Source organism: Pseudomonas sp. NLJ1, from assembly GCF_049486705.1.
Taxonomy (GTDB): domain Bacteria; phylum Pseudomonadota; class Gammaproteobacteria; order Pseudomonadales; family Pseudomonadaceae; genus Aquipseudomonas; species Aquipseudomonas inefficax.
Genome location: NZ_CP137735.1, coordinates 4,402,333 through 4,428,905, shown reverse-complemented (window position 1 = coordinate 4,428,905; position 26,573 = coordinate 4,402,333). Strand labels below are relative to the sequence as shown.

22 protein-coding genes and 3 tRNA genes are annotated in these 26,573 nt (G+C 58.1%); 8 read left to right on the top strand and 17 right to left on the bottom strand.

Annotated elements, in window-relative coordinates:
• Nucleotides 1-38: 38 nt before the first annotated feature.
• From R9B85_RS20070 to uvrB, 4 genes are all read right to left on the bottom strand, one after another.
• A tRNA-Glu gene (locus R9B85_RS20070) sits at nucleotides 39-114 on the bottom strand.
• Between the two features lie 72 nt (nucleotides 115-186).
• Nucleotides 187-262: transfer RNA gene (locus tag R9B85_RS20065), tRNA-Ala, on the bottom strand.
• A 289-nt stretch (nucleotides 263-551) separates the two neighbouring features.
• Nucleotides 552-2,033, bottom strand: a complete 1,482-nt coding sequence (gene gltX, locus R9B85_RS20060; protein ID WP_025338230.1) for a glutamate--tRNA ligase — start codon at nucleotides 2,031-2,033, stop codon at nucleotides 552-554.
• A gap of 309 nt (nucleotides 2,034-2,342) precedes the next feature.
• The gene (gene uvrB / locus R9B85_RS20055) at nucleotides 2,343-4,358 is read right to left on the bottom strand and encodes an excinuclease ABC subunit UvrB (RefSeq protein ID WP_112253321.1); all 2,016 of its coding nucleotides are present in this window, start codon (nucleotides 4,356-4,358) and stop codon (nucleotides 2,343-2,345) included.
• Nucleotides 4,359-4,646: 288 nt separating this feature from the next.
• Here uvrB and R9B85_RS20050 point away from each other — a divergent pair, with 288 nt between their 5' ends.
• Together R9B85_RS20050 and R9B85_RS20045 are read left to right on the top strand one after the other, a co-directional pair.
• Nucleotides 4,647-5,843 (top strand): amino acid aminotransferase, encoded by a 1,197-nt coding sequence (locus tag R9B85_RS20050; protein WP_075044142.1) that lies wholly within the window; start codon nucleotides 4,647-4,649, stop codon nucleotides 5,841-5,843.
• A gap of 62 nt (nucleotides 5,844-5,905) precedes the next feature.
• A tRNA-Asn gene (locus R9B85_RS20045) sits at nucleotides 5,906-5,981 on the top strand.
• A gap of 57 nt (nucleotides 5,982-6,038) precedes the next feature.
• Here the strand turns inward: R9B85_RS20045 and R9B85_RS20040 are convergent.
• From R9B85_RS20040 to R9B85_RS19990, 11 genes are all read right to left on the bottom strand, one after another.
• A complete protein-coding gene (locus tag R9B85_RS20040) occupies nucleotides 6,039-6,440 on the bottom strand; it encodes a cupin domain-containing protein (protein ID WP_112253323.1) in 402 nt (133 codons plus the stop codon).
• Between the two features lie 216 nt (nucleotides 6,441-6,656).
• Nucleotides 6,657-7,217, bottom strand: coding sequence for a DUF1285 domain-containing protein (locus R9B85_RS20035; RefSeq protein WP_423770514.1), 561 nt, complete (start codon nucleotides 7,215-7,217; stop codon nucleotides 6,657-6,659).
• A gap of 10 nt (nucleotides 7,218-7,227) precedes the next feature.
• A complete protein-coding gene (locus R9B85_RS20030) occupies nucleotides 7,228-7,833 on the bottom strand; it encodes a DUF4823 domain-containing protein (protein ID WP_112253326.1) in 606 nt (201 codons plus the stop codon).
• A gap of 66 nt (nucleotides 7,834-7,899) precedes the next feature.
• The gene (locus R9B85_RS20025; RefSeq protein WP_423770513.1) at nucleotides 7,900-8,868 is read right to left on the bottom strand and encodes a GTP 3',8-cyclase MoaA; all 969 of its coding nucleotides are present in this window, start codon (nucleotides 8,866-8,868) and stop codon (nucleotides 7,900-7,902) included.
• Between the two features lie 252 nt (nucleotides 8,869-9,120).
• Nucleotides 9,121-9,756 (bottom strand): TetR/AcrR family transcriptional regulator, encoded by a 636-nt coding sequence (locus tag R9B85_RS20020; RefSeq protein WP_003260720.1) that lies wholly within the window; start codon nucleotides 9,754-9,756, stop codon nucleotides 9,121-9,123.
• Nucleotides 9,757-10,484: 728 nt separating this feature from the next.
• Complete coding sequence (locus R9B85_RS20015) at nucleotides 10,485-11,267, bottom strand: TatD family hydrolase (RefSeq protein ID WP_423770512.1); 783 nt, start codon at nucleotides 11,265-11,267, stop codon at nucleotides 10,485-10,487.
• 29 nt (nucleotides 11,268-11,296) lie between these two features.
• Nucleotides 11,297-12,283: a DNA polymerase III subunit delta' gene (locus R9B85_RS20010; RefSeq protein WP_112253329.1), complete on the bottom strand. Its 987-nt coding sequence runs from the start codon at nucleotides 12,281-12,283 to the stop codon at nucleotides 11,297-11,299.
• A complete protein-coding gene (tmk, locus tag R9B85_RS20005) occupies nucleotides 12,276-12,899 on the bottom strand; it encodes a dTMP kinase (protein ID WP_423770511.1) in 624 nt (207 codons plus the stop codon). Before tmk ends, R9B85_RS20010 begins: the two co-directional genes overlap by 8 nt.
• A gap of 622 nt (nucleotides 12,900-13,521) precedes the next feature.
• The gene (locus R9B85_RS20000) at nucleotides 13,522-15,810 is read right to left on the bottom strand and encodes a 3'-5' exonuclease (RefSeq protein WP_423770510.1); all 2,289 of its coding nucleotides are present in this window, start codon (nucleotides 15,808-15,810) and stop codon (nucleotides 13,522-13,524) included.
• Nucleotides 15,811-16,235: 425 nt separating this feature from the next.
• Nucleotides 16,236-17,084 carry a DUF2726 domain-containing protein gene (locus R9B85_RS19995; protein ID WP_423770509.1) on the bottom strand — a complete coding sequence of 283 codons (849 nt, stop codon included), beginning with the start codon at nucleotides 17,082-17,084 and terminating at the stop codon, nucleotides 16,236-16,238.
• 179 nt (nucleotides 17,085-17,263) lie between these two features.
• Entirely contained in the window at nucleotides 17,264-18,547 is a 1,284-nt protein-coding gene (locus tag R9B85_RS19990; protein WP_423770508.1) for a DUF4427 domain-containing protein, read from the bottom strand.
• A gap of 636 nt (nucleotides 18,548-19,183) precedes the next feature.
• Between R9B85_RS19990 and R9B85_RS19985 the strand changes: the two genes are divergently transcribed.
• The 6 genes from R9B85_RS19985 (at nucleotide 19,184) to R9B85_RS19960 (ending at nucleotide 24,837) form a co-directional block, all read left to right on the top strand.
• Nucleotides 19,184-20,334, top strand: a protein-coding gene (locus R9B85_RS19985; protein WP_423770507.1) for an IS3 family transposase whose coding sequence is annotated in 2 segments (ribosomal slippage) — nucleotides 19,184-19,418 and nucleotides 19,418-20,334 — 1,152 coding nt in all. Because the reading frame shifts where the segments join, the coding sequence is not laid out codon by codon here.
• A gap of 147 nt (nucleotides 20,335-20,481) precedes the next feature.
• Complete coding sequence (locus tag R9B85_RS19980; RefSeq protein WP_423770506.1) at nucleotides 20,482-20,649, top strand: hypothetical protein; 168 nt, start codon at nucleotides 20,482-20,484, stop codon at nucleotides 20,647-20,649.
• Nucleotides 20,646-21,152, top strand: coding sequence for a three component ABC system middle component (locus R9B85_RS19975; protein WP_367599117.1), 507 nt, complete (start codon nucleotides 20,646-20,648; stop codon nucleotides 21,150-21,152). The genes R9B85_RS19980 and R9B85_RS19975 overlap by 4 nt, the downstream gene beginning before the upstream one ends.
• Nucleotides 21,136-23,133, top strand: a complete 1,998-nt coding sequence (locus R9B85_RS19970; protein WP_423770505.1) for a DUF3732 domain-containing protein — start codon at nucleotides 21,136-21,138, stop codon at nucleotides 23,131-23,133. The genes R9B85_RS19975 and R9B85_RS19970 overlap by 17 nt, the downstream gene beginning before the upstream one ends.
• A 176-nt stretch (nucleotides 23,134-23,309) precedes the next feature.
• Nucleotides 23,310-23,900 (top strand): DUF6338 family protein, encoded by a 591-nt coding sequence (locus R9B85_RS19965; protein WP_367599115.1) that lies wholly within the window; start codon nucleotides 23,310-23,312, stop codon nucleotides 23,898-23,900.
• Between the two features lie 292 nt (nucleotides 23,901-24,192).
• The gene (locus R9B85_RS19960) at nucleotides 24,193-24,837 is read left to right on the top strand and encodes a hypothetical protein (RefSeq protein WP_423770504.1); all 645 of its coding nucleotides are present in this window, start codon (nucleotides 24,193-24,195) and stop codon (nucleotides 24,835-24,837) included.
• Between the two features lie 29 nt (nucleotides 24,838-24,866).
• Here the strand turns inward: R9B85_RS19960 and umuC are convergent, their stop codons facing one another.
• Together umuC and R9B85_RS19950 are read right to left on the bottom strand one after the other, a co-directional pair.
• Nucleotides 24,867-26,147, bottom strand: coding sequence for a translesion error-prone DNA polymerase V subunit UmuC (gene umuC, locus R9B85_RS19955; protein WP_423770503.1), 1,281 nt, complete (start codon nucleotides 26,145-26,147; stop codon nucleotides 24,867-24,869).
• Nucleotides 26,134-26,562 (bottom strand): LexA family protein, encoded by a 429-nt coding sequence (locus R9B85_RS19950; protein WP_423770502.1) that lies wholly within the window; start codon nucleotides 26,560-26,562, stop codon nucleotides 26,134-26,136. Before R9B85_RS19950 ends, umuC begins: the two co-directional genes overlap by 14 nt.
• Between the last annotated feature and the right edge of the window lie 11 nt (nucleotides 26,563-26,573).

The following is a 26,573-nucleotide window of genomic DNA, read 5'->3' as shown; positions in this document are numbered from 1 at the left end:
CGGCCCAGCGACATCCTGAAACATCGCTTGTACAAAACTGGCGTCCCCTAGGGGACTCGAACCCCTGTTACCGCCGTGAAAGGGCGGTGTCCTAGGCCACTAGACGAAGGGGACGAACCTTCTTACCTTCAAGACCCGGTTGCTGGACCCGGTCTTGCCCGACAGCCTTGACTGCCAAGCGGAATTTGGTGGAGCTAAGCGGGATCGAACCGCTGACCTCCTGCATGCCATGCAGGCGCTCTCCCAGCTGAGCTATAGCCCCACAATGTCGCTTTGAACCGAAGCGCTGGCTGGGTGCCTGGCGTTCCGTTTTCGTTCATCGCTGTGGACGGGGCGCATATTAAGATCGGATTGCAGGGCTGTCAAACTAATTTTTCAAAATATTCAAAAAAATTTTCACAGATAACAATCACTTACCGCCCTGCCCCTACCAAAAGCTGAACAGTGAGCCCTGTGGGAGCGGGTTTACCCGCGAAGGCGGCGGTGCATGCACCCTCGTATTCGCGGGTAAACCCGCTCCCACAGGTTCGGCGATGGCCTCAGGAGCGTTATCAGGCAATAGAAGCCAGCAGCTTTTCCCACTCTTTGTTTTCTTTCTTCGACACACCACCCAGCAGGTCCAGTGCCTGGCGCAGGCGGTAGCGGGTCAGGTCCGGGCCAAGGATTTCCATCGCATCCAGTACCGAAACCGAACTGGCCTGGCCGGTAATGGCGGCAAACATCAGCGGCATGGCGTCACGCAGCTTCAGCTCCAGCGCCTCGACCACCGCCTGGATGCAACCGGTAATGCGCTCTTTTTCCCACTGACGCAGGCTTTCGAGCTTCCACAAGATCAGCTGGATTACCTGGCGCACCTGGTCGGCCGACAGCTTCTTGCTTTCGAACAGCTTGGCGTCCAGCTTCAGCGCGCCTTCGAAGAAGAACCCGCCCAGCGGCGCAACCTGGCTGAAGGTTTCCACCCGGCCCTGCACGTGCGGGGCGATCTTCATCATGTAGTCGCTGTTGAACGCCCACTTCTGCAGGCGCGCGGCGAACTCCTCGACCGGCAGTTCGCGCAGCCACTGGCCGTTCAGCCAGGACAGCTTCTCGATGTCGAAGATCGGGCCACCCAGCGAGATACGCGACAGGTCGAAGTGCTCGACCATCTCGGCCAGCGAGAACTTCTCGCGCTCGTCCGGCATCGACCAGCCCATGCGGCCCAGGTAGTTGAGCATTGCCTCGGGCATGAAGCCCATGCGCTCGTAGAACGTCACCGAGGTCGGGTTCTTGCGCTTGGACAGCTTGGACTTGTCCGGGTTACGCAGCAGCGGCATGTAGCACAACTTGGGCTGTTCCCAACCGAAGTATTCGTACAGCTTGATCAGCTTGGGTGCCGAAGGCAGCCACTCTTCGCCGCGCAGCACGTGAGTGATGCCCATCAGATGGTCGTCGACCACGTTGGCCAGGAAGTACGTCGGCAGGCCGTCGTTCTTCATCAGCACCTGCATGTCCATGCGGTCCCACGGGATTTCGACATCGCCACGCAGCATGTCCGGTACCACGCACACGCCTTCGCTCGGCACTTTCATGCGGATCACGTGCGGCTCGCCAGCGTCCAGGCGGCGCTGCACTTCCTCGGCGCTCAGCAACAGCGCGCGGCCGTCGTAGCGCGGGGTTTCGCCACGAGCTTGCTGCTCGGCGCGCATCTGCTCCAGCTCTTCGGCGGTGCAGAAGCAGTAGAAGGCATGGCCGGCGTCAACCAGTTCCTTGGCGTACCTGGCGTAGATCTCGCCACGTTCGCTCTGCCGGTACGGGCCGTGCGGGCCGCCGACATCCGGGCCTTCGTTCCATTCGATGCCGAGCCAGCGCAGCGCATCGAAGATCTGCTGTTCCGACTCGCGCGTGGAGCGCAACTGGTCGGTGTCTTCGATGCGCAGGATGAACTCACCGCCGTGCTGCTTGGCAAAGCAGTAGTTGAACAGGGCGATGTAGGCAGTGCCAACATGGGGGTCGCCGGTAGGCGATGGCGCGATACGCGTGCGTACGGTGGTCATGGAGGGTCTCGAACGAAAGATGAAACAAAGGCGGGATGTTAGCAGGAGGCAGGCATCGGGCTCCAGCAATGGTGCGATGCCTTCCGTTTTGTGGAGATCGGGTTGGCGGTTAGCAGGGTGGCGGTGGTGTCGACCCGCAGGTTGCATGAAGGATTGAAGGCTGGAAAATCCAATTGAGTGGATGGCTGCCTGTACTGGCCTCTTCGCGGGTAAACCCGCTCCCACAAATACTACACAGCTATCGAAAACTGCGTGATTCCTGTGGGAGCGGGTTTACCCGCGAAAAGGCCAATACAGGTGACAAAGCAATCAGCTGGCAATCAACCGCTCACGCAGCTGGGCAATTTCGTCGCGCAATTGCGCCGCGGCCTCGAACTCCAGGTCACGGGCGAACTGCATCATCTTCTCTTCCAGCTGCTTGATGCGCTTGGTGATCTCGCCCGGCGTGCGTAGCTCGGCTTCGTAACGGGCGCTCTCCTCCGCCGCCTTGGCCATGCCCTTGCGCTTCTTGCTGCGCGAACCCGGCACGGTGGCGCCTTCCATGATATCGGTGATGTCCTTGACCACGCCTTTGGGCACGATGCCATTGGCCAGGTTGAAGGCGATCTGCTTCTCGCGACGACGCTCGGTCTCGTCGATGGCGCGCTGCATGGAACCGGTGATGTTGTCGGCATACAGGATGGCCCGGCCATTGAGGTTACGCGCAGCACGGCCGATGGTCTGGATCAGCGAACGCTCGGAGCGCAGGAAGCCTTCCTTGTCTGCATCGAGGATCGCCACCAGCGACACCTCGGGCATGTCCAGGCCCTCACGCAACAGGTTGATGCCCACCAGCACATCGAAAGTACCCAGGCGCAGGTCGCGGATGATCTCCACCCGCTCGACGGTGTCGATGTCCGAGTGCAGGTAACGCACCCGCACATCGTGGTCGGCCAGATAGTCGGTAAGGTCTTCGGCCATGCGCTTGGTCAGCGTGGTGGCCAGCACCCGTTCGCCCTGCGCAACGCGCTTGCGAATTTCCGACAGCAGGTCATCCACCTGGGTAAGCGCCGGGCGCACTTCCACCTGTGGGTCGACCAGCCCGGTCGGGCGCACCACCTGCTCCACCACGCGCCCGGCATGCTCGGCCTCATAGGGGCCTGGGGTGGCGGATACGAAGATGGTCTGCGGGCTGACATCCTCCCACTCGTCAAAACGCATCGGCCGGTTGTCCAGCGCCGAAGGCAGGCGGAAGCCGTACTCGACCAGGGTTTCCTTGCGTGAGCGGTCGCCCTTGTACATGGCACCGACCTGCGGAACGCTGACGTGGGATTCGTCGATCACCAGCAGCGCATCGGCTGGCAGATAATCGTACAGGGTGGGTGGCGGCGCCCCGGCCGGGCGGCCGGACAGGTAGCGCGAGTAGTTCTCGATGCCGTTGCAGTATCCCAGCTCCAGGATCATCTCCAGATCGAAACGGGTGCGCTGCTCCAGGCGCTGGGCCTCGACCAGCTTGTTGGCCTTCTGCAGGTATTCCAGGCGGTCCTTGAGCTCTTCCTTGATGCCCTCCACTGCTTCCAGCAGGGTTTCCCGCGGGGTGACGTAGTGGCTCTTGGGGTAGAAGGTGAAACGCGGCAGCTTGCGGAAGACTTCGCCGGTCAGCGGGTCGAAGGCGGCAATGTTCTCGACCTCGTCATCGAACAGTTCGATGCGGATGGCCTCGAGGTCCGATTCGGCCGGGAAAATGTCGATCACATCGCCGCGTACGCGGAAGGTGGCGCGGGCGAAGTCCATCTCGTTGCGGGTGTATTGCAGGTCGGCCAGGCGGCGCAGCAGCGCGCGCTGGTCGAGCTTGTCGCCGCGGTCCACGTGCAGGACCATCTTCAGGTAGGTCTCGGGGCTACCCAGGCCGTAGATGCAAGACACCGTGGTGACGATGATGGCGTCACGCCGCTCGAGCAGCGCCTTGGTCGCCGACAGGCGCATCTGCTCGATGTGGTCGTTGATCGAAGCGTCCTTCTCGATGAAGGTGTCGGACGACGGCACATAGGCTTCAGGCTGGTAGTAGTCGTAGTAGGAGACGAAATACTCCACCGCATTGTTAGGGAAGAACGCCTTGAATTCGCCATACAGCTGCGCGGCCAGGGTCTTGTTCGGCGCCAGCACCAGGGTTGGCCGCTGCACTTGCTGGATGACGTTGGCGATGCTGAAGGTCTTGCCAGAACCGGTCACCCCGAGCAGCGTCTGGTGCGACAGCCCCGCCTCGATGCCTTCGACCATCTGGCGGATGGCCTCGGGCTGGTCGCCGGCCGGCTGGAAACGGGTGACGAGCTGGAACTCGGACATGACGGACCTCGCGGTGTTGCAGCAACTGTAAATTTAGCCAGTAGTCTATACCCAAATACGCCCGCCGGGGGACGCTTTCAAGGCACAGCTGTGAGCGCTTGTTACGGTGGACCCGGCAATTAGACCAATGGTCGAAAAATATTTGCGCAAATGACCGGAAAAGCGATGCGGGACTGTCGCGGTGACCGGTCGGTATCACTATACTGACTCCCCGTTTGTGCACCGCTTCAGTGCATTCGGGCTGGAGCGTGTACGTCCTATCACACTCCAATCAGAGCCAAGGTAACAATGAGCCTGTTTTCCGCTGTCGAGCTGGCACCCCGCGACCCTATTCTGGGCCTCAACGAAGCATTCAACGCCGACCCACGTACCGACAAGGTCAACCTGGGCGTGGGTGTGTACTGCAATGAGGAAGGCCGCATTCCGCTGCTGCGCGCCGTGATCGAAGCCGAGACCCAGCGTGCCGCCCAGCACGCCTCGCGCGGCTACCTGCCGATCGACGGCATCGCCACCTACGACCAGGCTGTACAAAAGCTGCTGTTCGGCGCCGAGTCGCCACTGCTGGCCGCTGGCCGCGTGGTTACCGTGCAGGCCGTCGGCGGTACCGGCGCGCTGAAGATTGGTGCCGACTTCCTCAAGCGTGTGTCGCCGAACGCCGTGGTTGCCATCAGCGACCCGAGCTGGGAAAACCACCGCGCGCTGTTCGAATCGGCCGGCTTCCCGGTACAGAACTACCGCTACTACGACGCGCCGACCAACGACGTCAACCGCGCTGGCATGCTCGAAGACCTGAACAACCTGCCGTCCGGTTCGATCGTGGTGCTGCACGCCTGCTGCCACAACCCGACCGGCGTCGACCTGAGCCTGGACGACTGGAAAAACGTCCTGGAAGTGGTCAAGGCCAAGGGCCACGTGCCGTTCCTCGACATGGCCTACCAGGGCTTCGGTGACGGCATCGCCGAAGACGCCTTCGCCGTGCGCCTGTTTGCCGAGTCGGGCCTGGAGTTCTTCGTATCCAGCTCGTTCTCCAAGTCGTTCTCGCTGTACGGCGAGCGCGTCGGTGCGCTGTCGATCGTTACCGCCTCCAAGGACGAGAGCACCCGTGTGCTGTCGCAGGTCAAGCGCGTGATCCGCACCACCTACTCCAACCCGCCGACCCACGGTGCAACCATCGTTGCCACCGTACTGAACAGCGCCGAACTGCGCCAGATGTGGGAAACCGAGCTGGCCGAAATGCGCGAGCGCATCCACGGCATGCGCAAGCAGATGGTTTCGCTGCTGGCCGAGTATGGCGCCAACCGCGACTTCAGCTTCGTCGGTCGCCAGGTCGGCATGTTCTCGTACTCGGGCCTGACCGTCGAACAGGTCGCCCGCCTGAAGAACGAGTTCGGCATCTATGCGCTGGACACCGGCCGCATCGCCGTGGCCGCGCTGAACCAGAGCAACATCCACGTGGTGACCAAAGCTATCGTCCAGGTGCTGTAACTCCTTGTTTTGCCTAGGGGTGGCTTGACTTCCCCTAGGCAATCAGTAAGATACGCACAGATTCCGCGATAGCTCAGTCGGTAGAGCAAATGACTGTTAATCATTGGGTCCCTGGTTCGAGTCCAGGTCGCGGAGCCAGACACTGAAAAAGCCCCCGGGTGCGCAAGCGACCGGGGGCTTTTCGTTGCGTCGGGCTTATTGAGCCAGCGGCTCGGTCACCGGCTTGCCCTCGTCCACCAGGCTCCAGACCAGCAGCTTGGCCGGCCGGGTCTTGCTGGCGTTGCGTGACACGCTGTGTACGGTACCCGGCGCCTCGTACCAGTATTCGCCTGCCTTGTAGGTCTTTTCCTGCTCATCGTTGAGCTTCGATACCACTGCCCCTTCCAGTACGTAGGCCATTACCGCGCCTGGGTGCCGATGTGCGGGTGATGCCTGGCCGGGGGCATAGCTGACGGTGAGCATCACGGCGTTCTTGCCGGGGGCGTTCGAGGGTTGTTGCTGCTGCAGCACCTTGACCTGGTCGGGGGTGTCGCCATGTGCCCAGGCGGGGGTTTGGGTGGCGAGCAGGGCGAAGAGGATGATGGCTAGGGGTTTCATGGGGGCTTCTCCTGAGGGCGGTTGCCGGCAGGTTAGGCCCTGACTGGCCGATGGCAAATGGCCAATTCGGGGGAAAAGCAGGGGGCCGATTTTGCCTGTGCCGGCCCTTTCGCGGGTAAACCCGCTCCCACAAGGAACAGCGCAGCCGTTGAAACCTGTGGAGAACCCTGTGGGAGCGGGTTCACCCGCGAAGAGGCCAGCACTGGCAACACAATTTCAGCTGCTACGCCCGATCGGGTAAAACTCGCCCTGGCTCCACACCCCAAGCCACTCTTCCCCTTCGATCTCACGCGGCACCGCCAGCTCCACCAACTGGTAGAACACATTGCGATGAATCAGCGCCTCGAGGTTGCTGCGCATCAGCACATACGGCGATGGCTCCTGAGTGACCGGGTCGATCACCACGCGCAGCGGGTTGGCCGGCCCGGCTTCGACCTGGTCCTCGACATTGCTGGTGAAGCGCAGCACCTGTTGTTCACCCTCACCTTCCACTTCCAGCGCCACGGCCACGAACGGCGCATCGTCGACGCGGATGCCCACCTTCTCTACCGGGGTAATCAGGAAGTAATCATCGCCATCGCGGCGGATGATGGTGGAAAACAGCCGCACCATCGGCTTGCGACCGATCGGCGTGCCCAGGTAGTACCAGGTGCCATCGCGGGCGATGCGCATGTCGATGTCACCGCAAAAGTCCGGGTTCCACAGATGCACCGGCGGCAAGCCCTTGGCTTTGGGGATCTGCGCCAGAAGATCATTGGCTTTGCCGGAATCGCTCATCACGCTTGCCTCATTCACTCATACCCAGAAGGCTACGAGCGTACTCGCGCATCGGCGCGCCAAGCAAATCCTCCGGGGTATTATCGTGGAACGTCAACAAACCGCCACGGCTCTTGATCCGCGCAGTATCGATCAGGTAGCGGGTGCTGGTTTCGATGAGCATCATCTGCACCACACCGGTGTCCCAGCCCAGGCGGTCGACTGCCTGCTCGTCATACCACTCGTCGCCATTTCCGATACGGTCGTCGGTGCGGGCGAAGCGGGTATACAGCACGTAGTCGGCACCCACCGAACGCGCCTGGGCTATGGCATCTTCCAGGCCCAGTGGCCCTTGAGCGCGGCGTACCAGCGGGAAATACTCGACGAAGCTCTTGAAGGCCTGCTCGGCCACCGCATTCTGCCGCGGCACCGGCCCCTTGCCCGGCGGCACGAACGCGCCCTGGCCGATGAAGATGAACGAATCAGGCTGCAGGCGGATTGACAGGGTACGACGGGTATCGCTGTGGTCCAGCAGACCGGCATCGCTCAGGTGGTAACGGACGCCCTCGCCCATATCGCTGACATTCATGCAACCGCCCAGCGCTATCAGCGCCAGCAGCAAAACCAGGCTACGCATCTTTCCTCCAGTGGCCGGCGACGAAAAACCGGCGAATAGCCGGCGGATGCAGCTTTTGCGCCAGCTTCAGCCACCGATCACCTTCATCACCATCACATCGCCAGAAAACGCCAGGTCCTGCTTGTCTGCCAAGGCTTTGACCAGCAAGCGTTGCAGGGCCGGCAGCGCCTGATGGCGCGGCTTTTCCAGCAAGTCGCCGACGAAATGGCGATTGCCCGAGGACAGGCAGCCATGCAACCAGCCCGTGGAGGACAGGCGCAGCCGCGAACAGGTACGGCAGAACGGTACGCTTTCGTTGGCGATCACGCCGAAGTGGCCTTTGCCGGGCACCTGATAACGCAAGGCGGTGGCGCCCAACGGCGCATCGACCTGAACGTAGCCATGCTTGTCAGCGATCAGTGCGAGCAATTGGTCGAGGCCGACGAACTGCTGCAGGAAGGCGTTGTGGTCACGGGCCAGGTGACCCATGCGCATGAGTTCGATGAAACGCAGTTCGAAGCCGCGTTCAAGGCAGTAATCCAGCAGCGGCAACACCTGATCGAGGTTCTCCCCGCGCATCGGCACCATGTTTACCTTGATCTGCATGCCCATGGCGCTGGCCTGTTCCATACCCGCCAGCACGCTGGCAAGGTCGCCGCCCCGGGCAATACGGCGGAAGGCGTGTGGATCGAGGGTATCGAGGGAAACGTTCAAGCGGCGGATGCCTGCCGCCTGCAACTGGGGCAACTTGCGCGCCAGCAGCTGGCCATTGGTAGTCAGCGAAATATCGTCAAGGTCGAGCTTGGCCACGGCAGCCAGGAAGGCATCCAGGCGCGGACTGACCAATGGCTCACCGCCAGTGATGCGCAAGCGCTCGATGCCGGCGGCTTCGATCAGGTAGGCCACGCCGCGCGCCAGGGCATCCGCCGGCAGTTCGTCCTGTGCTGCCACCAGGCGCTTGCCGTCTGGCACGCAGTAGGTGCAGGCATAATTACAGGCAGCCGTCAGGCTGACGCGCAGGTTGCGAAAACGCCTGCCTTGACGATCGACGATCATGAATGACTCCGGCATGGATGATGGGGCTGGCAAAACCTGACTCATAAATCAGGTTTTTGCAAGCCCCCAAGAGATTTGCCGAATTTTGTATGAGACCGCTGTCGCCCGAAGAACTCAACCTGTAAGCGCAACGCGGCCCCTGTGGGAGCGGGCGTGCCCGCGAAGAATTCAACGCGGTGGCTGGCACCGGCTGTGCCGGTGTTCGCGGGCACACCCGCTCCCACAGGGCCGTGCAAACTTAATGAGCTGATCTCAGTTGGAAGGTTCGGGATCGCGCTTGCGCTTGTTGCCCATGCGCACGCCGATGTCCATCAGGAACTGGAAGAAGCCTTCCTGGTCCTCCAGGACATTGCTCCAGAACGGCGAGTGGTACAGCGCCACGGCGCCATGTACCAGCGCCCAGGCGGCGCAGTAGTGGAAATACGGCGGAACGTCTTCGAGCTTGCCTTCGCTGATTCGGCCCTTGATCAGCTGGGTCAGGCGGTCGAAGTTGGACGCACGGATGCTGTGCAGCTGTTCGACCATTTCCGGCACCTGGTTGCCCTTGACCACCTTTTCTTCCAGGCGGTCGAACAGCCGGTAGCGCTGCGGGTCGCGCATGCGGAACTCGAAGTAGGCTCGCGACAGGGCTTCCTTGTCGCGATCGACGTCGGCCGAATGCAACAGCGCGTTCAGGTCGCGCTCGTAGTCGAGCATCAGGCGCAGGTAGATCTCCGCCTTGGACTTGAAGTGCTTGTAGATCGTGCCTTTGCCGATGCCCACGGCGTCGGCGATCATCTCGACGGTGACGCTGTCTTCTCCCTGTTCCAGGAACAGCTTGAGCGCGGTGTCGAGGATTTCCTGTTCGCGACGGCGAAACTCACGGACCTTACGAGGTTCTTTCTGCATAGGAAGGACTGGATGACAATCGAAGCGGTTTATTATGCCTATCTTGCGGGAAATTGCACGGATCATCCAAGCATGTCTGTGTTTCACGATGCTTACTGCCATGCGCTGCGGGAGGAATGAAACCTTGGCGTATTCCAAATCTGTTTAAAAAACGATCAATATGCGCTGGCACTGCGCCAAACCTGACCAATACTTGAAGTGTTGGCGCGGCGCATCCCCCCCAAGTGGCGCGCCGATAAAGGTGCTCAGGGACCGCGTACCTTTGTTTTACTCCTAATGGTCTTAACCCGGATTCCCCCCCCAGAACCCGGGTTTTTTTTATGGGTTTCGGGGGCGAGGGCGCGGTAAGGGATTTCGGGGGATTGCATGGGAGCTTGCAGGTGCATGCCACAACCCATGCGGCGCCTGTGAGATCGAGCGCCGCCCGCGCGGCGCTTCGCGGGACAAGCCCGCTCCCACATTTGTTGCAACGTGGCCATGTCTGTGGGAGAGGCGTTGCCCGCCCTGGTGCATGGCTTGAGGTAGGTGGGGCGGCAGCAGCGCCAGCCGAGAAATTGAGTCAAGGCAACAAGGCTGGCAACCATGGCCTGACAGATTTGGCACGTTGCAACAAATGTGGGAGCGGGCTTGTCCCGCGAAGCGCCGCGCGGGCGGCGCTCGATCTCATAGGCGCTGAAATTGTTGTGGCAGGCTCCTGGTGCCCGGGCACCACCTCAAAGCCCTACGGCTCAGCTCACCCGCGCCAACGGGAACAAGCGCTTGAAGTTGGCAGTGGTCTGTTCGGCCAACTGTTCATAACTGGCCCCACGCAACGAAGCCACATACTCCGCCACCTCACGCACGTACTGCGGCAAATTCGGCTTGCCCCGATGCGGGATCGGCGCCAGGTACGGCGAATCGGTCTCCACCAGCAGCCGATCGACCGGCACCTGCCGCGCCACATCGCGCAGGGCATCGGCATTGCGGAAGGTAACGATGCCAGACAACGAAATGTAATACCCCATGTCCAGCGCCGCCTTGGCCATGTCCCAGTCTTCGGTGAAGCAGTGCAGCACGCCGGCCTGCGGCAGGCTGGCCTCGCGCAGCAGCGCCAGGGTATCGGCACGCGCCGCACGGGTGTGCACGATTACCGGCTTGCCGGTCTGCCGCGAGGCCTCCAGGTGCAGGCGGAACGAGGCCTGCTGCAACTCGGCTGCTTCCGGCTCGTAGTGGTAATCCAGCCCCGTTTCACCAATCGCCACCACATGTGGGTGAGCCAGTTCGCGCAGCAGCCATTCCAGCGCCGGCGTTTCACCCGGTGCCAGGTCCAGCGGGTGCACGCCCACCGAGCAATCGACATCGGCGTAGCGCTCGCTCAGCGCCTTCACCGCAGCAGCATTTTCGGCACTGACGCCAATACAGAGGAAGTGCCCGACCCCTCGCTCACGCGCCGCCTGCAGGGCAGCATCGAGGGAGCCCTGGTGGGCGCTCAGGTCAAGACGGTCGAGGTGGCAATGGGAATCTACGAGCATGGGATAACGGCACACATGAAAAATGAAAATCAGCGGGCGCCCGGCAACTGCAGCCAGTGGGCCAGCAGCGATTCAAGCAGCAGGGCGCGGTTGAGGTTGGCCTTGCCCAGCACCTTCTGGCGTTGCTCCAGGATCCATGCCTGTACCTCCAGCACCTTGGCCTGACGGCTCTTCTGGGCCAGGTACTGCACCACCTTGCGCATATCGGCCAAGCCTAGCCCCTCCTCGTCCTGGGTCAACTGGTAGCGCAGGATCAGGTGCGCCCAATCGCAGAACCAGTCGAACAGCAGCAACAGCGGCACACCGTTCCAGGCATCAGCCAGCTGACTGGGGGATTGCTGCTGCTTGAGCAGCTTCTTTACCCCGTCGGTGACCAGCGCGCGCTGCTCGCGCACGCCTTGCGCCTGCAGGCTGACCGCCATCAGCGGCGAACCGGCAGCCAGGGTCAGCAACTCGTCGCGCTCGGCCTCGTCACTGTCGGGCAGCGCGCCGGCCAGCCAGGCCTGGCTCTGGGCCAGGCTGGGCTGCGGGCAGGCAACCTGCTGGCAACGGCTCTTGATGGTCGGCAACAGGCGGCTGGGCTGGTGGGTGACCAGCAGCAACACGGTATCGCCAGAGGGTTCTTCGAGGCTCTTGAGCAGGGCATTGGAGGCGTTGATGTTCATTGCCTCCACCGGCTCGATCAGCACCACCTTGCGCCCACCCAGCTGTGCGGTCTGCACTACGAAGGCCACCAGCTCGCGCACCTGATCGACCTTGATCGGTTTGTCAGCTTCCTCGGGTTCGAGGACAAAGTTGTCCGGATGGCTGCCGGCCTTGAGCAACAGACAGGACTTGCACCCGCCACAGGCATCCAGGCCTAAGGGCTGCTGGCACAGCAGACGCGCCATCAGGCGCTCGGCCAGGGCGCGCTTGCCGATACCCTGCGGCCCGTGCAGCAGGTAGGCGTGGGCGTGCTGGCTGCGACCGGCCAGTTGTTGCCAGAGGGCCTGCTGCCAGGGGTAGGCCTCAGCCACGGCAACGCTCCACGATGCCTGGTAGCAACGCATCGATGGCGCGCTGCACGGCCTCCAGCGACTGGCCGGCGTCGAGCAGACGGTAGCGCTGTGGCGCGTGCTCGGCGCGCTGCAGGTAAGCCTGGCGCACGGCTTCGAAGAACGCCTGGCCTTCCTGTTCGAAACGATCGAGACGACCGCGGGCGGCGGCGCGGGCCAGGCCCACTTCTACCGGCAGGTCGAAGACCAGGGTCAGGTCGGGGCGCAGGTCGCCCTGGACGAACTGCTCCAGGGTGGCGATACGCTCGACCGGCAACCCGCGGCCGCCACCCTGATAGGCGTAGGTGGCATCGGTAAACCGGTCACACAAGACGACGGCCCCGCGCGCCAGCGCCGGACGAATCACCTGCGCCAGGTGCTGGGCACGCGCCGCGAACACCAGCAGCAGTTCGGTGTCGGCCGCCATGCTTTCATCGCTGGGCGCCAACAGCAGCTCACGGACCTTTTCGGCCAGCGGTGTGCCGCCGGGCTCACGGCTCAACACCACATCCAGGCCCTGCTCGCGCAGGCGCGCGGCCAGGTAGTCGCGGTTGGTGCTCTTGCCCGTGCCTAATATTCTCTTTTGGAGAGACGTCAACCAAACGTCAACCCCTAGCAAAAGCACCAAAAACTTCACTGAATTGATCATTTTCAATGACTTAAATAATCCTAACAAACGTGAAAAATGCTCAAAACTGGCGATACGTAAACCTGGCCCATGGAGGTGGCTCGAAGGGGTAAAAGGTAAACCAAACTGACTGCTCGGACGCGAAACCTGCCAACCTGAGCCCCCAGCGAACCCCGAAAATGTAAACCAATCGAGCTAGGCCTATGATTGTATAGCGTCTTTTCCACCCTGTCTGGATGAGATGGAAAACGGGCAACGGAGTGGAGGCCTCCCCCCGCGCCGTCACACTCGCTGACGAACGGTTAGTAAACTGAAGCCCCAGCTATGCCATGAGGCATCAACGGGACTTGACCGCCCGCAGCCGTTGACCGACCCGCTTAATAAGGCCGCCTCCATCATCTTGTTGACTTCAAGATCCAGAGCGCGCTCACCAAAGATCGCTGAGGCGGCTGTAACGTGACTATTGGGGGGATGGAATGGTTTCCACTTAACTAGCTGGACACCATGCCTTCGGCGGTTGAGACAGGAACGTTTGTTGGAGGACGGTTACGCTGAGGGAGCCAGCCAGCGGGGCCAACTCCTTCGTGCGCGCTCATGCGTATTCAGTAAGCGACCGGACTTTTCCGCCTTCAAACTTCAATAGCTCACACCAGGGCTGGATAGTGTTCAGTGCTTCGACGGGAGACAACTCAGCGTTAGAGATGTAGCTGATGTGAAGCTGATCACGGGCACGTGTCATCGCGACATACAGCTTGGCAACATCACCAGCGTCAGTCACTTCTTGCGGACGAGCAATGGAAACTGGCTCGGCCACGCTGGCAAGGAACACGCAGCCAAACTCAAACCCTTTGGCGCTTTCCACTGTCGACACTCGAACACCTGGCGCATCGATCGAAGCCTTGATGTCAACATGAGGTATGCCCAAGCCCGTCATGGCCTGAATCACATCACTTCTGAAGGCTCGCGACCGCGAGATCACGCACACGTCATCAAGAGCTTCAACGCCGTGGATTTCCTTGATTTTCGTGATTGCAGAGATGACGTACGCCAGTTCGTCCTCTTTGGTCTTACACCTCACGAGTCCTGGGCGCTCACCCCGCCGAACGGCGAAATCAGGCGCCAACGGCTTCTGCTGAGAATCTTCATCAATGTCCGAAAATTCGTAATTGATGATCAGGGCATACGCGGCTTGCAGGATTTCTTTGGTATTTCGGTAGTTCTTCTTGAACACGCTAGCCCGATTGAGCGTGATCCCGAGCGTTTTCAGCGAGAAGCCTCGCTTATAGATGGTCTGCGCGCCATCGCCCACCAAAAATAGACCGTCTGGAGCCGTTTTCAGCAGATCACCGCTATCCGTCCTGATCAACGACAGCATGTGAATCTCGTTCTGGCTCAAATCCTGAACCTCATCGGCCAGCACGGCACGCCAGCGTTTTTTACTCTTCTCCCCAAGAGTATTCTGAAGGGTGATGGCGTCCTGCACGATACCCTCAAAATCTGGAGCACCGCCCTGCGCAATGATTTCTTCATAAACTTGGAGGCCCTGCATGACTAATTTCCGAGCAGGTTCCGCCAATGCTTTACCCCGACCAATGCGTCGGAACGAAGATTTTAGGTAGTTTGAGTATTCCGATGGCAGCAATCGAGTGCGGATGTAGCTCAGCTCCTCCCGCAGGAAATGCCTGAGGTCATGTGCCGAAAGTCGACCAAGTGCAGAAACACCAGCATTGAACTCAGGTACGGCCTTGATAACGGCAGCCAACGCAGCGTCGGTGTAAGACTCAACTGGCCTGCGGGTTGGATCTGGCTTCAAATCATGGACAAGATCACGCGCCAACGCCTGGATAGTCGTGACATGGATCAGCGAACGCTCTGGGCCGCACAGGGACGTGACAAGCGAGTTCAGAAGCTTGCGCATGCTGTCAGTCAGCGTCACCACCAGCACGTATTCGCCATATTTCTTGGCCAAGTACTGAGCACGGTGCACCAAGACGCAGGTTTTGCCACTACCGGATACCCCCCTAAGGCGCGAAGGGCCAGCAAGGTCTGCGATTGCGATCTTTCGCTGTTCAGGATGCAGGTACAGCATCCACTCTTCCCGGTTGGAGGGATCAGGCATGCCCTCTTCTTCTTTCCACGTATAGAAGGTTTCAGCATTAATCGGCGAGCTGACACCTTCGAGCAGGTCGGCAGCGCTGACCTCATGGGCTTGATTGGCGTCCAGGCGCAACCGCTGTCGAGCCCCTTCGTGATCGCCGTGATCGGCCATCCCCAGCACATCCGCAGCCAGCACAGCAGACTCGAAATCCTGCTGCTTTTCCACTTTTTCGAGAATGCTGTTTGCAGCCTCACCCCAGTCACCTTTGGTCACACTCAACAGAATCTGAATGGTCTCACTCTGAAGCGTCGAGCCTTTGAAATCCTCGCTGGTAAAAGTCGACAGCAACGGCTCATCCAGGACGTGCTCAGGTGTGTCCATGGCAACGTCGATGATCGGTGGACGGATCGGCTCTTCCACACTGGACACCTGGATGAATTCGATCTTGCCGTCAGAATCCTTCCGCACCCATTTGTATTTGCGGTGCAGTTCCAGCCAGATATCAGATTCTGCATGGGATCCGACAAACAGCATGATCAGGAAGTCTTCCGTACCGACCTTGTTCCGCTGCAGCACCAAACGGTAACCGTCACCGAGTTCGTACTTCTCGCAATCTAGGCGCGATTCACCGTTCCTCGTGCGCTCCAGGCGAATTTGGTCACTTAGGCTTGCTTGGGTGCAAGCGGCTTCTGCACGTTGGGCTGCACTCTTGCCCACTTTGTCAGATTTGCTGAGGTCTCGAAGCATTTTCCGAAAGGAACGCGGGATGATGACTTGAGGCATAACCGTCCTTGATTAGTCGCTTGGTTGCTAGGTTGTCCGGGCCTTCGCACGGGACGCCAAGCCGCGATAATGGCACATTGCAATGACTACTTCGAGCCTCATATCAACTTGGCGCTTTTGGAAAGTTCGCGGTCATTATGTCCGGTCTACAGATTGGATTTCTCAGAGCTAGCAGAGGTGACGAGAGGCCGTTGCAGCCCGTTAAAAGACTGATTTAAATAGCAAAAACTGCGATTTAAGGACTGCTGGGGGTGGTGCTCACATTCAGAATGAACAAACGACATTGACAGGTTAACGGTGTAACTAAATCAGGATGTACCCCACCACAGTGAGAGGTATGAGACGTAAGTATTAGAGCTTGCTAGGCATCAGCAGGCCGACCAAGATTGCCCCTACCCTGGCCAGAGAAACGTTACGCCAATCAATTAGAGTTGGCGCATCAGCTCCCGCACCAACCGCTTAAACTCCTCTACAGACGAGGCCTTGGCGTCCAGAGGTCGGATGCGAATGAGCTTGGTATTGGCTGCACGAAAAATGGCGTCCTTGAGCTGGTCATTGACCTGGGCCTGCGGATCGTCGTGGAAGCTGCTGTCCAGCTCGATGAAGTACACCGGCACGTAGCCGGCACCCACATCGAATAGGACGCTGTCGACGATGCCTCGGAAGAAGTAGGACTTGGCTTGCTCCGAAAGCTGATCCTTGATGGCCTGGTAATCCAGAACGCAGCTCAAGGCTACATTGGGATAAGGGTGGTGGGTAGGGAATACCCGCCGCACCGCCTCGTAGAAATTTTCTTCCTGCTTGGACTTGAACAAGCGGATGGTCTTGGGCTTACCTGGCGTCACTTCGGTAGCCCGGACAGTCATGTTGCCCCAAAGGCTTGCTGCTACCGCTTCTGGCTTGGCCTGTAGGAATGACTGGATGATGCCCTTGGCCAGCGGACGATGCTGATGAGTTTGGGCGTAGTTGAGCAGTGCAGAGTGGTTGGTCTCTTGCATCAGCTTTAGTCGCTCATCAACGAAGCGATCGACAAAGCCCTGGCTGAAGCCATGCTGGATCAGCTCGATGATTAAGTTGGTGTATTCGAATTGCTTGGAGCGCTCAGCGGCTGGGAGTGGCTCTGCGAAGGCAAAGAACTCGGACTCGAAGAAGCCGGTCAACTGTGTCAGATGCGGATCCTGTACCTTCGCCTTCTTCATCCGGTAGATGATTTTACCAATCGCCTCCCAGTCCTTCTGCGCCAACAACGTAAACCAGTGCTCTCTGTCTTCCATGGCCGCGCTCCACGATTGATGCCGAACGTCGGGGTAGGATATGGCCGAGGCTGAAGCGCTTGCAACGCCAGGTAAAGTGGAGGTTTCAAGTACTTGTGCCACACGTTTCACGCTGAGCTGTAGGCCACCAGAGAACAGCCCCGGTGGCTCCCAGCGACAACACGAACAGAAGACAGTGCTCAGCTGTCCTCATCATCCTCATCATCCTCGTCCGGCTCGGGCAGGATGAAATACCCACCTCCCCAAATCCTGCCAGCGTAGGCAGGGTCATCATCGGGTGAATACGACTTCAAGACACTGAAATAAGTGCTCCGCACACCGTACTTCTCTTTCAACTGCTTCGATAACACCGATGCAATGTTCTGGCAATCACGAAGATCACGGAGCTTCTGAGGATCGCGAAGTTCACGAACGACCCGCAGTTCGCTTAAATCAGCAAGGTAGCGCCCTTTGAGGTTTGGTTTGACTCGCCCAGCCTTGATCAGGGCTCTGACATAGGGCTGGTCATTGTCCTGGAACCATAGCCAGCAGCCCCCATATTCCCGCTCCGGCTCCCTGGGTGTCGTGGATTCGAGCAATTCTAAGCGATTGTGAAAGTCGAGTTCAGCAGCTGCGGCTTCTTCGCTAGAGACCTCCAGGCAGGATTTGAAATCAAAGCATGCTTCTGACAAAGCCACCTGCAACTGTTCCTCGCTCATCCCCTCCAGACTCACCGGCAGTCGATCGCAGACCAAGATGTGATCAAAGTGAGTTTCGGAGACCAGCCCCTTATCAATCAACGACAGGATGTCATACTGGAGCAGACGAGCTGTCGGCATATTAGGAACAACAATGCCAATGCCCGACCACTTTTCATCGGTCAGATTGAGGCCAGGGATTACGCTGCCTTCCAAACCTCTGGCCTGGATCTTTAGGGCACTGCGATGATAGTTTCCAGAATACCGCCAGCGCCATTCCCTGCTCCCATCAAGCTGGCTCATCGACTGAGCGGCTTCAGTGAGGAACCGATATTCCGTGTCCGTTTCCTCAAGGCTCCCGTCAAACGGTGTTCCATCCTGCAGGTACGGGCGTCCATCCACCCATTGGATGACTGGCTGAATCCCACCCTCCTCCGCGCCCTTTACTGGAATGGTGATGGCATATTGTGTAACTACTCCGTTCTGTGACTCGAACCCATCGCGCACAGCGCTCAGGTCAGACAGGCTGAAGTTAGTGAAACAGACAGCTGGATGTTTGCCTCGGATGGTTCTCTCGCCATTGCGGATGCCGTAAGTAGGCCAAAGATGATGCAAACGCAGTGCAATCCTTTGGAGAAGTCCTGCCGACCATTCATCGTCATCAGGCTGGCAGTAAGTGGGGAATGACTCAGGTACAAACTCTGGACAGGCGTTGCCATGGAGATCAACATCTCGAAAATAATGAGCCACTCGGGGAACTGTGAAAATATCAAATCCTTTGGTCATTTTGAATCCCTCTAGAACAAAATACCAAAACATTCACCCCCTACAACTTTTAAGCTTGAAGAGCGACCATATTGAGATGTAAGAAAACATAGGCACAGACCGTGAAAACCGCAAGAGCTTGGAGAAACTTTTCGCCTCCTTCACCCAAAAGCCTAGTTAGCCCATAAATTGATATTTCGTCAATTCAGGAAACAACCTTCAAAAACCGAACAAAGAAAACCACCTGAGGCATCACTATTAATATTAATTGACAGGGCTCTCCATCCCCCCCTGACCAACCTCTCCACCCCTCCCCTCAACTCGTACGTTATGGCGACCAGCGCGCAAGCTACACGTACCCTAAGGCGTATCCAGGTGATAGCCGACGCCGAACACACACAAAATTTCGCACTCAATACGCCACAATTGCAGGAATATTGAATTGGGGTAAGATGCACACATTCGCCCTACGACTACCCTACTTAGCGTGGGCAGCTTAACTTAAATCCATTCAGAGGACACCAATGCACTCAAAAAAATGCGTGTGGTTCGGACACAATTACGTATTCGATAATCAATCGAGAAATGAGCCTGTGAATCGCCCCTGGTTTCGTAGACACCTCCAAGCCTCATAATGAGGCCCAAATAGGAGGTGCCATGAGTCGTCAGCGTTACCCCGAAGAATTCAAGATCGAAGCGGTCAAGCAAGTGACCGAGAAAGGCAAACCTGTCGCCGATGTCGCCCAGCGCCTGGGCATGTCCGTGCACAGTCTTTACGCCTGGATCAAGGTCTACAGCAAGCCCCAAGAGCAGCGTCAGCAAGACGACGATCAGCAGGCCGAACTGCGCAAGCTACGCGCTGAACTCAAGCGCGTGACGGAAGAGCGAGACATCTTAAAAAAGGCCGCCGCGTACTTTGCCAAGGAGTGCGGCTGAAGTACGCCTTCATCAAGAAGCACTCGACTGATTACCCGGTGCGGCGCCTTTGCCAAACCCTCAAGGTGCACCCCAGCGGCTATTACGCCTGGCTGGCCGAGCCTCAATCTGCCCGAGCAAAAGAAGATCAACGTCTGCTTGGCTTGATCAAAGACGCTTGGCTGGAAAGCGGAGGTGTATACGGCTACCGCAAAATTCACGATGACCTGCGTGAGCTGGGAGAGGAATGCGGCCGAAATCGAGTCAGGCGCTTGATGCAGGCGGAGGGGCTGCGTTCTCAAACGGGCTATCGGCGGCGTCCAGGGTTCTATGGTGGAAAACCAACAGTGGCCTCGCCCAACCACCTCGCGCGGCAGTTCAAGGTAAGTGAGCCGAACAAGGTCTGGGTGACAGATATCACTTACATCCGCACCTATGAAGGGTGGCTCTACCTCGCGGTAGTGCTGGATCTGTTCTCACGCCAAGTAATTGGTTGGTCAATGAAGCCAAGGATGTGCAGCGACCTGGCTATCGACGCGATGTTGATGGCTGTTTGGCGACGCAAGCCTCAGCAGCAAGTTATGATTCACTCAGATCAAGGCAGTCAGTTCAGTAGCTCGGATTGGAAAAGCTTTTTGAAGGCCAACAATGTAATCAGCAGCATGAGCCGGCGGGGAAACTGCCACGACAATGCCGTAGCCGAGAGCTTTTTCCAGCTTTTGAAGCGAGAGCGAATCCGACGAAAGATCTACACAACCCGTGAAGAAGCCCGAAGTGATATTTTCGATTACATCGAGATGTTCTATAACCCTAAACGCCGACACAGCAGTGCTATGCAGCTGTCTCCAGTAGAGTATGAGAAACGCTATTTCCTGAGCTTGGAGAGTGTCTAGAAAACCAGGGGCGATTCAGTTCTCCCCAAAGACTTCGACTCAGCCGAGCGTGTGCTCAGTGACCGCTGGGAAGCAATCAATGATTGCCATCAGCTGGACACCATGAAGTCATCGGATCAATACGACATTGCTGATTACAGAAATGTAATGACCAAGACATTGTTTCCAGATGCCTTCTCTATGAGGGTCGGGCGGGTGAACTCCTCAGCTCAGTACCTGTTCAGCGGCACCTATCACTGGATGGCCAATGGCGAGGAAACAGATTCACCCATTCATTGGCACCGTGACACGCCGACCCCGGAGGAAGAGTCATGAGTGAGCCGTATCTGGATCGTCAATTGATCCACAACTCGTCATTGGCCTGCTTCCTTCTGACACACTTCATAGGCGAATACCAAGAGGCAGGGCTTGGGCAGACCCCGGATCTGCCCAAGCTCATGTTGGTGCTGCCGCTGGTATGGAGCCAGAGCTCTCGCGATGCCTTGAGCAAACGCACCAGCCGCTCAAGCGTTGGGGCCGTGCTTAGGGAGACCCCGGTGTTGAAAATTGATCTGCAGCAGAGGGTCTCGGCCCATGCGGCCACCACCCTGCAAGGGCTCAATCTCGCCGTCTCCTCTCGCCTCGTTGGAAAAACTGGTTCCAGGGGAAATGAGACGAGGTTCCAAGTCCTGGTCGACCGCTGGCCACGTGGGCTCAAAAGTACCATTCCCGCATCCATGCTTCAGACCACTGAGAAACTGGCGAAGTGGTTTGCCACCGACACCACAGAGAACTTGTACAAGCTCTTGTTTGGAATTCCCAATGAAATTCACAATTGATGCTGTCATCCTCTGGCCTCGCTGCCCAGGCTTGGAGCCACGAGTCATTCCCTTCAAAGATGGGAAAATCAACATCATTTACGGACTGAGCGGCACGGGCAAATCGTCGATTATCCATATCATTGACTACGTATTGGGATCCACGAAGTGCCAAATCCCTATTGGTATCATCCGTGATACAGTCGAGTGGTTTGGAATGAAAATTCGACTGCTCAACACGACCTATGTGGTGGCGCGGCGGGCACCCAGTAGCGCCCATGGCTCGAATGATCTCTGCATGATCGAGGTCGACGAGGATGCCATCCCAGCTTCCGTTCACCGCACCCACTCCCTGGATCAGTACAAAGCGGCCTTTGATGGCATGGTGCGGGTCAGTGATCTCCCTCACTCTGACGAGGAAGAACCGTCCAGCTTCGACCGTCGAAGCTCCTACCGTGACATGGCTGCTTTTAACTTCTTGCCGCAGCATATCGTGGCAAACCCGAACACCCTTTTCTTCAAAACTGACTCGTTCGCCCATAAAGAGCGCCTGAAGCGTGCCATGCCGTATGCGCTCGGCATGGTGGATGCGAACTACATCATGAATGAGCGTCGTCGAGACGAGGCTCAGCGTGAGCAGGAGCGGTTACGAAAACAGCTAGCAGTGCACGATGCGGCCAAGGCGAGCCATTACGCCGACGTCGACCAGTTGTTTGATCGCTGTATTCAGCTAGGCCTGCTTGAGCGCACCAGCGCGCAGGCTGCAGAAAAAATCGAGCTGCTCAAGAAGGTTGTCATCGCCACCCACGAAGGGCGACTCGAACAGACGCTTCTGGAACCTCAACGACTGCATATCTCAGAAAAGCTGAAGACAGTCATTGAGGAGGTCGGGAAGCAGCAACTCATCGTCGACGAACTTGATGCCCAGATCGATGGCTTTGACCACCTGGCTCGCAACAGCAAAAAATTTGTTGCGGCTATTGATACTGAAAAGTCCCACGTCATCGGTCTGGACTGGCTCAAGCAAAGCGTTTCGGACGGTGGGCATTGCGTCGCCTGTGGCTCGTTCACGAACGCCTTGCCTATGGTTATCGAGCACCTTGAAGAGAGGGTCAACAAGGTGACCCGAATTTCAGACGCGCTCAAGGACAACCCTGTTGTCGACAAACAGCTGGCTACGCTAAAACGGCAACGCGCAAAGGAGGAGCGTGAGCTGTCTCGTTTGCTGCGCGAACAGAACCGCTTGATCCAAGAAGATAAGCGCACCCGCAATGCCATCGGCCAGATCTACTATGTTGCGGGCGAGATCAGCCGGCTGATCAAGCATATGGAAGGCTCTGAGGCAGACGAAGGCCTACTGAAGCGTGTGACGGAGTTGGATAGCCTGATTCGGCATTACAACTTCCAGATGTCGCTGACCGACATGGCTGAGCAAGAGCGGAAGGTGGATGCCCAGCTTTCTCCCATGTTCGGGGATTACGCGGATCAGTTCGGTCTGAACGGAACGCCTGGCGCCCAGATTTACCTAGACAGGAAAGAACTCACGCTTCGCTTTGAATCTCACAAGCAGCGTGATTTTTTGTGGGAAATCGGCAGTGGTGCTAACTGGATGGGTTACCACATCGCGACGTTCCTCGGCATCCATGAGTACCTGTCGAGGGAAGAAAATCGCAAGCTCCCACCCTTCAGCTTCATCGTGATCGACCAACCGAGCCAAGTCTATTTTCCGAGCAACACGGGTGGCGTGAACGCCTTGGACGCAGGCTTCGAGGCTGTGAATCAGGCCAGGCCAGCAGACGTCATTGCCACTCGCCGAATTTTCGAAGTGCTGGCTGAAGGCCTCAAACGTGCAGGTCATTTCATTCAGATCATTGTGCTTGAACACGCGGGCCCGGACATCTGGGGTCAGGTCGCTGACACTGTTCCCGTGGCGGCTTGGGAGACAAAGGACGATGGCCTCATCCCTGCCCACTGGATTCACAAACATCAGGACTTAGGGTAAGCATGCTTGGCCAGTTGGTACAACTGGCCACAGCCACGACACCACAGGCCCCCTTCTCATGAAGGCACACCACATTTCCAAGCCAAAGCAGAGTTGGAGACTAGATAACCTCTGACCTTTGGCGGGCAATTTGATGGCACACTGGCTTGTTATCAAGAGTGGCTAACGAGGGAAATATGGACATTTGGGCAGCCGACAAGCTGATCTTGTTTATCGCTTTCGTCATTCCGGGCTTCATCAGCATCAAGTGCTACCAGCTGCTTCAACCAGGGGTGGTGCGCAACGCTGCAGACCAGGTGGTCGATGCAATCGCCTACAGCTGTATCAACTATGCGCTGTTCCTTTGGTTGATTTTCGCGGTAGAACGAAGCGCGCTACGCGATGCACATCCGCTGCTCTATGGCATCTTCTACGTCGTAGTTCTGCTGGTGGGGCCTGTCATATGGGCAGTAATGTGGCGGTGGATGAGATCCTGGGAGGTGTTTCAGAGGAATGCACCTCATCCCACGGCGAAACCCTGGGATTTCATATTTCAACAGCGCAAGCCTTATTGGGTAATTGTACATCTCAAGGGGGGCGGAACGATTGGCGGGCTTTACGGTGGACAGTCGTTCGCATCCAGCGCCCCCGCCCCCGAGCAAATATACCTTGAGCAAGAATGGATAGTTGAGGATGGCGGCCTCACTCGTGCTGTAGAATCCAGCGCAGGTGTACTGATCAGTGGTTCAGAAATAGCTCACATCGAGTTTCGTCAATTTCGAGGGTAATTGCATGAGCGATAAGGGACAGATCATTGGTAATGGGTATCAGCCTGAACTCTTGAAAAAAGGGTATCAGCCTATTGAGCATGTGCCGCTCAATCGTCCCGAGCCAGGCGCCGGGTATCAGCCGACCAGCCAAGGCGATAGCCCTGCTAACCCCCCTACTCCGCCTAAGGGTCGGTGAGAGCTTTTTTTGTTGACTGAGGGTCATGCTGTCGATCCAAAACAACGGATTGACAGCTAGCCAGTTAGGGTCACGACAGGCCAATCGAAAACTAGAATGGAAGCACCGTGCGGCATGGCCAATCAACGTAACTCACTCCCCCCAGGGCGGGAAACCTTTGCTCAAGACCCTTTTTCACACAGTGCCTTAGGTGCGATGAAATGGGAGAGCGCTAGCTTGTATGCTGGCTACCCTATCGATCCGTCCGCCACACCTCTGAGCGAGCAGCTGAAGAACCCAGTTCTGTGGATGACTCAAGCGCATGCTATGTCTCAGGCTGCAACAGCAGTGCTTCTCAAGGAGCAGAGTTTTGCAGAAATGCCGCTTTCCGTCCGGGCGGTCTGCGAGAGCCAATACTGCGCCATTGCCATGATGCTCATTGGCTACAGCCTTGAAGTCAGTCTCAAGGCAATGATCATCGTTCAGGAGGGCATCGAGGGTTACACCCAGATGGGCAAGAAGACTCTTCACCACCGGCTTGAAGACTTGGCGTCGTTCGTACCAGACCTTTCAAAAAAAGATAAGGCCATTCTCCGTGGGCTCAGCCACTTCGTGAGCTGGGCAGGCCGGTATCCAGATCCAGGTACGGGCAAGGAGCAAAAGCTTGAGGAAATTTTTGACGTAGGTGAAAAGTACCAAGTGACAGCTTCCGACCTATTCAACGTTTCCGGTCGGGTGATGAGTTACGCGCAGACAGTTGTAAGTCAAGCGCTAGACTAGGTCTTGTCTCAGTCTTCGTAACGCTTCCTCTATTTGCAGTACACCGTCCAAAGTTCATCAACCCGTGTCGTGAAGCTTTGGCTCATCATATCCCGGTGCATACCCCATGACGGGTCGACCGGCACGCTCGCCAGACGCAATGTTCCCCTACCCCATCGTCCATTTACCGCATCAAGCACACCCATTAGCTTATGGCTCGCGACAGGTTGTGCAGTTGCGAACAGGTCACCTGTTGTTTCGTTCGGCTGGCAGAGGTCGAGCAGCAGCACCTCGGCTTTACTGTAACGAAAGCCCTCCCGGAACACTCGCTCCACCCCCTCATGCGCCGCTTTTGTCAGCAAACGCGTGTCGTCCGTTGGATATGGCAACTCGACAAGGACGCCGCTGGCGTACTTAGCCTCATCCGGATTAAACATCCCTGTGCGGATGCTCACCCGTAGGCGTTTACAGAGGGAATACTGGGCACGCAGCTTTTCCGCAGCCCTCGACGTGTAGGTGGCCACTGCTTCTTTGATCGGAGCCAGTTCGGTGAGCCTGGAACCAAACATACGGCTGCAGCAAATTTCCTTTTTGGGTGGATCCGGTTCGTCTAGCTGCAAGCAACTGGTACCACCAAGCTCCCGTACAGTTTTTTCCAGCACCACGCTGAACTGCTTCCGGAGCGACCAGGCATCTGCATGGGCCAGCTCCCACGCGGTGCGAATATTCATTGCCGCCAGGTGGGCAGAAAGGCGACGGCCTATGCCCCACACATCACCGGCTTCGCACTTTTTGAGCACCCAATCGCGCTTGGCCTGGTCTCGCAGATCAACCACGCCACCGGTATGGCTCTGCCACTTTTTTGCCGCGTGGTTTGCCAACTTCGCCAAGGTCTTCGTCGACGCGATACCGACACCGACCGGAATGCCCGTGCGCCGGTACACCTCGGTGCGGATCTGGCGACCTAAGCGCTCAAGATCACCAGGCATTCCGGTAAGCTCGGCGAAGGCTTCGTCGATGCTATACACCTCCGCCGCAGGCACCATGGACTCGATGACGGTCATCACCCTTTCGCTCATGTCGCCGTAGAGCTCGTAGTTCGAAGAGCAAGCGACGATGCCATGCTTACGGAGTTTGTCCTTGATCTGGAAGTACGGCTCACCCATCTTCACGAATGGCTTGGCATCCGTCGAGCGAGCGATCACGCAGCCATCGTTGTTGCTCAAAACGACGACAGGCTTGTTGCGGATATCCAGGCGAAAAACACGCTCACAGCTGGCGTAGAAGGAATTGCAGTCGATGAGGGCGAAGACGCGCTCAGGCTTTGTCATGACTGCGTACGCTGTAGGTCACCACACCCCATACCTGAAGCTCCTCCCCCTCCAGCAGGTACCTGGATGGGTAGCGCGGATTCTCCGACTTGAGAACTACCTGACTACCATCACGAGCCAGCCGCTTGCAGAGCGGTTCGCAGTTCACTGCGGCGATAACAATGTGGCCTGGTTCAGCCTCGATGGAGCGATCCACGATCACGAGGTCGCCAGGGTAGATGCCGGCACCGATCATCGAGTCGCCCTCAACACGCACCAGGTAAATGTGCGGCGCCCGGACGTCGAGAAGCTCATCGAGGGAAATGCGCTTTTCCAGGTGATCCGCCGCAGGCGAAGGAAAACCTGCCGGGACATGGAAGGAAAAGAGCGGGAACTTCGCACCGCTTGATTCAAGAGGGCCGAGGATGGTGACCATGACGAAAACGC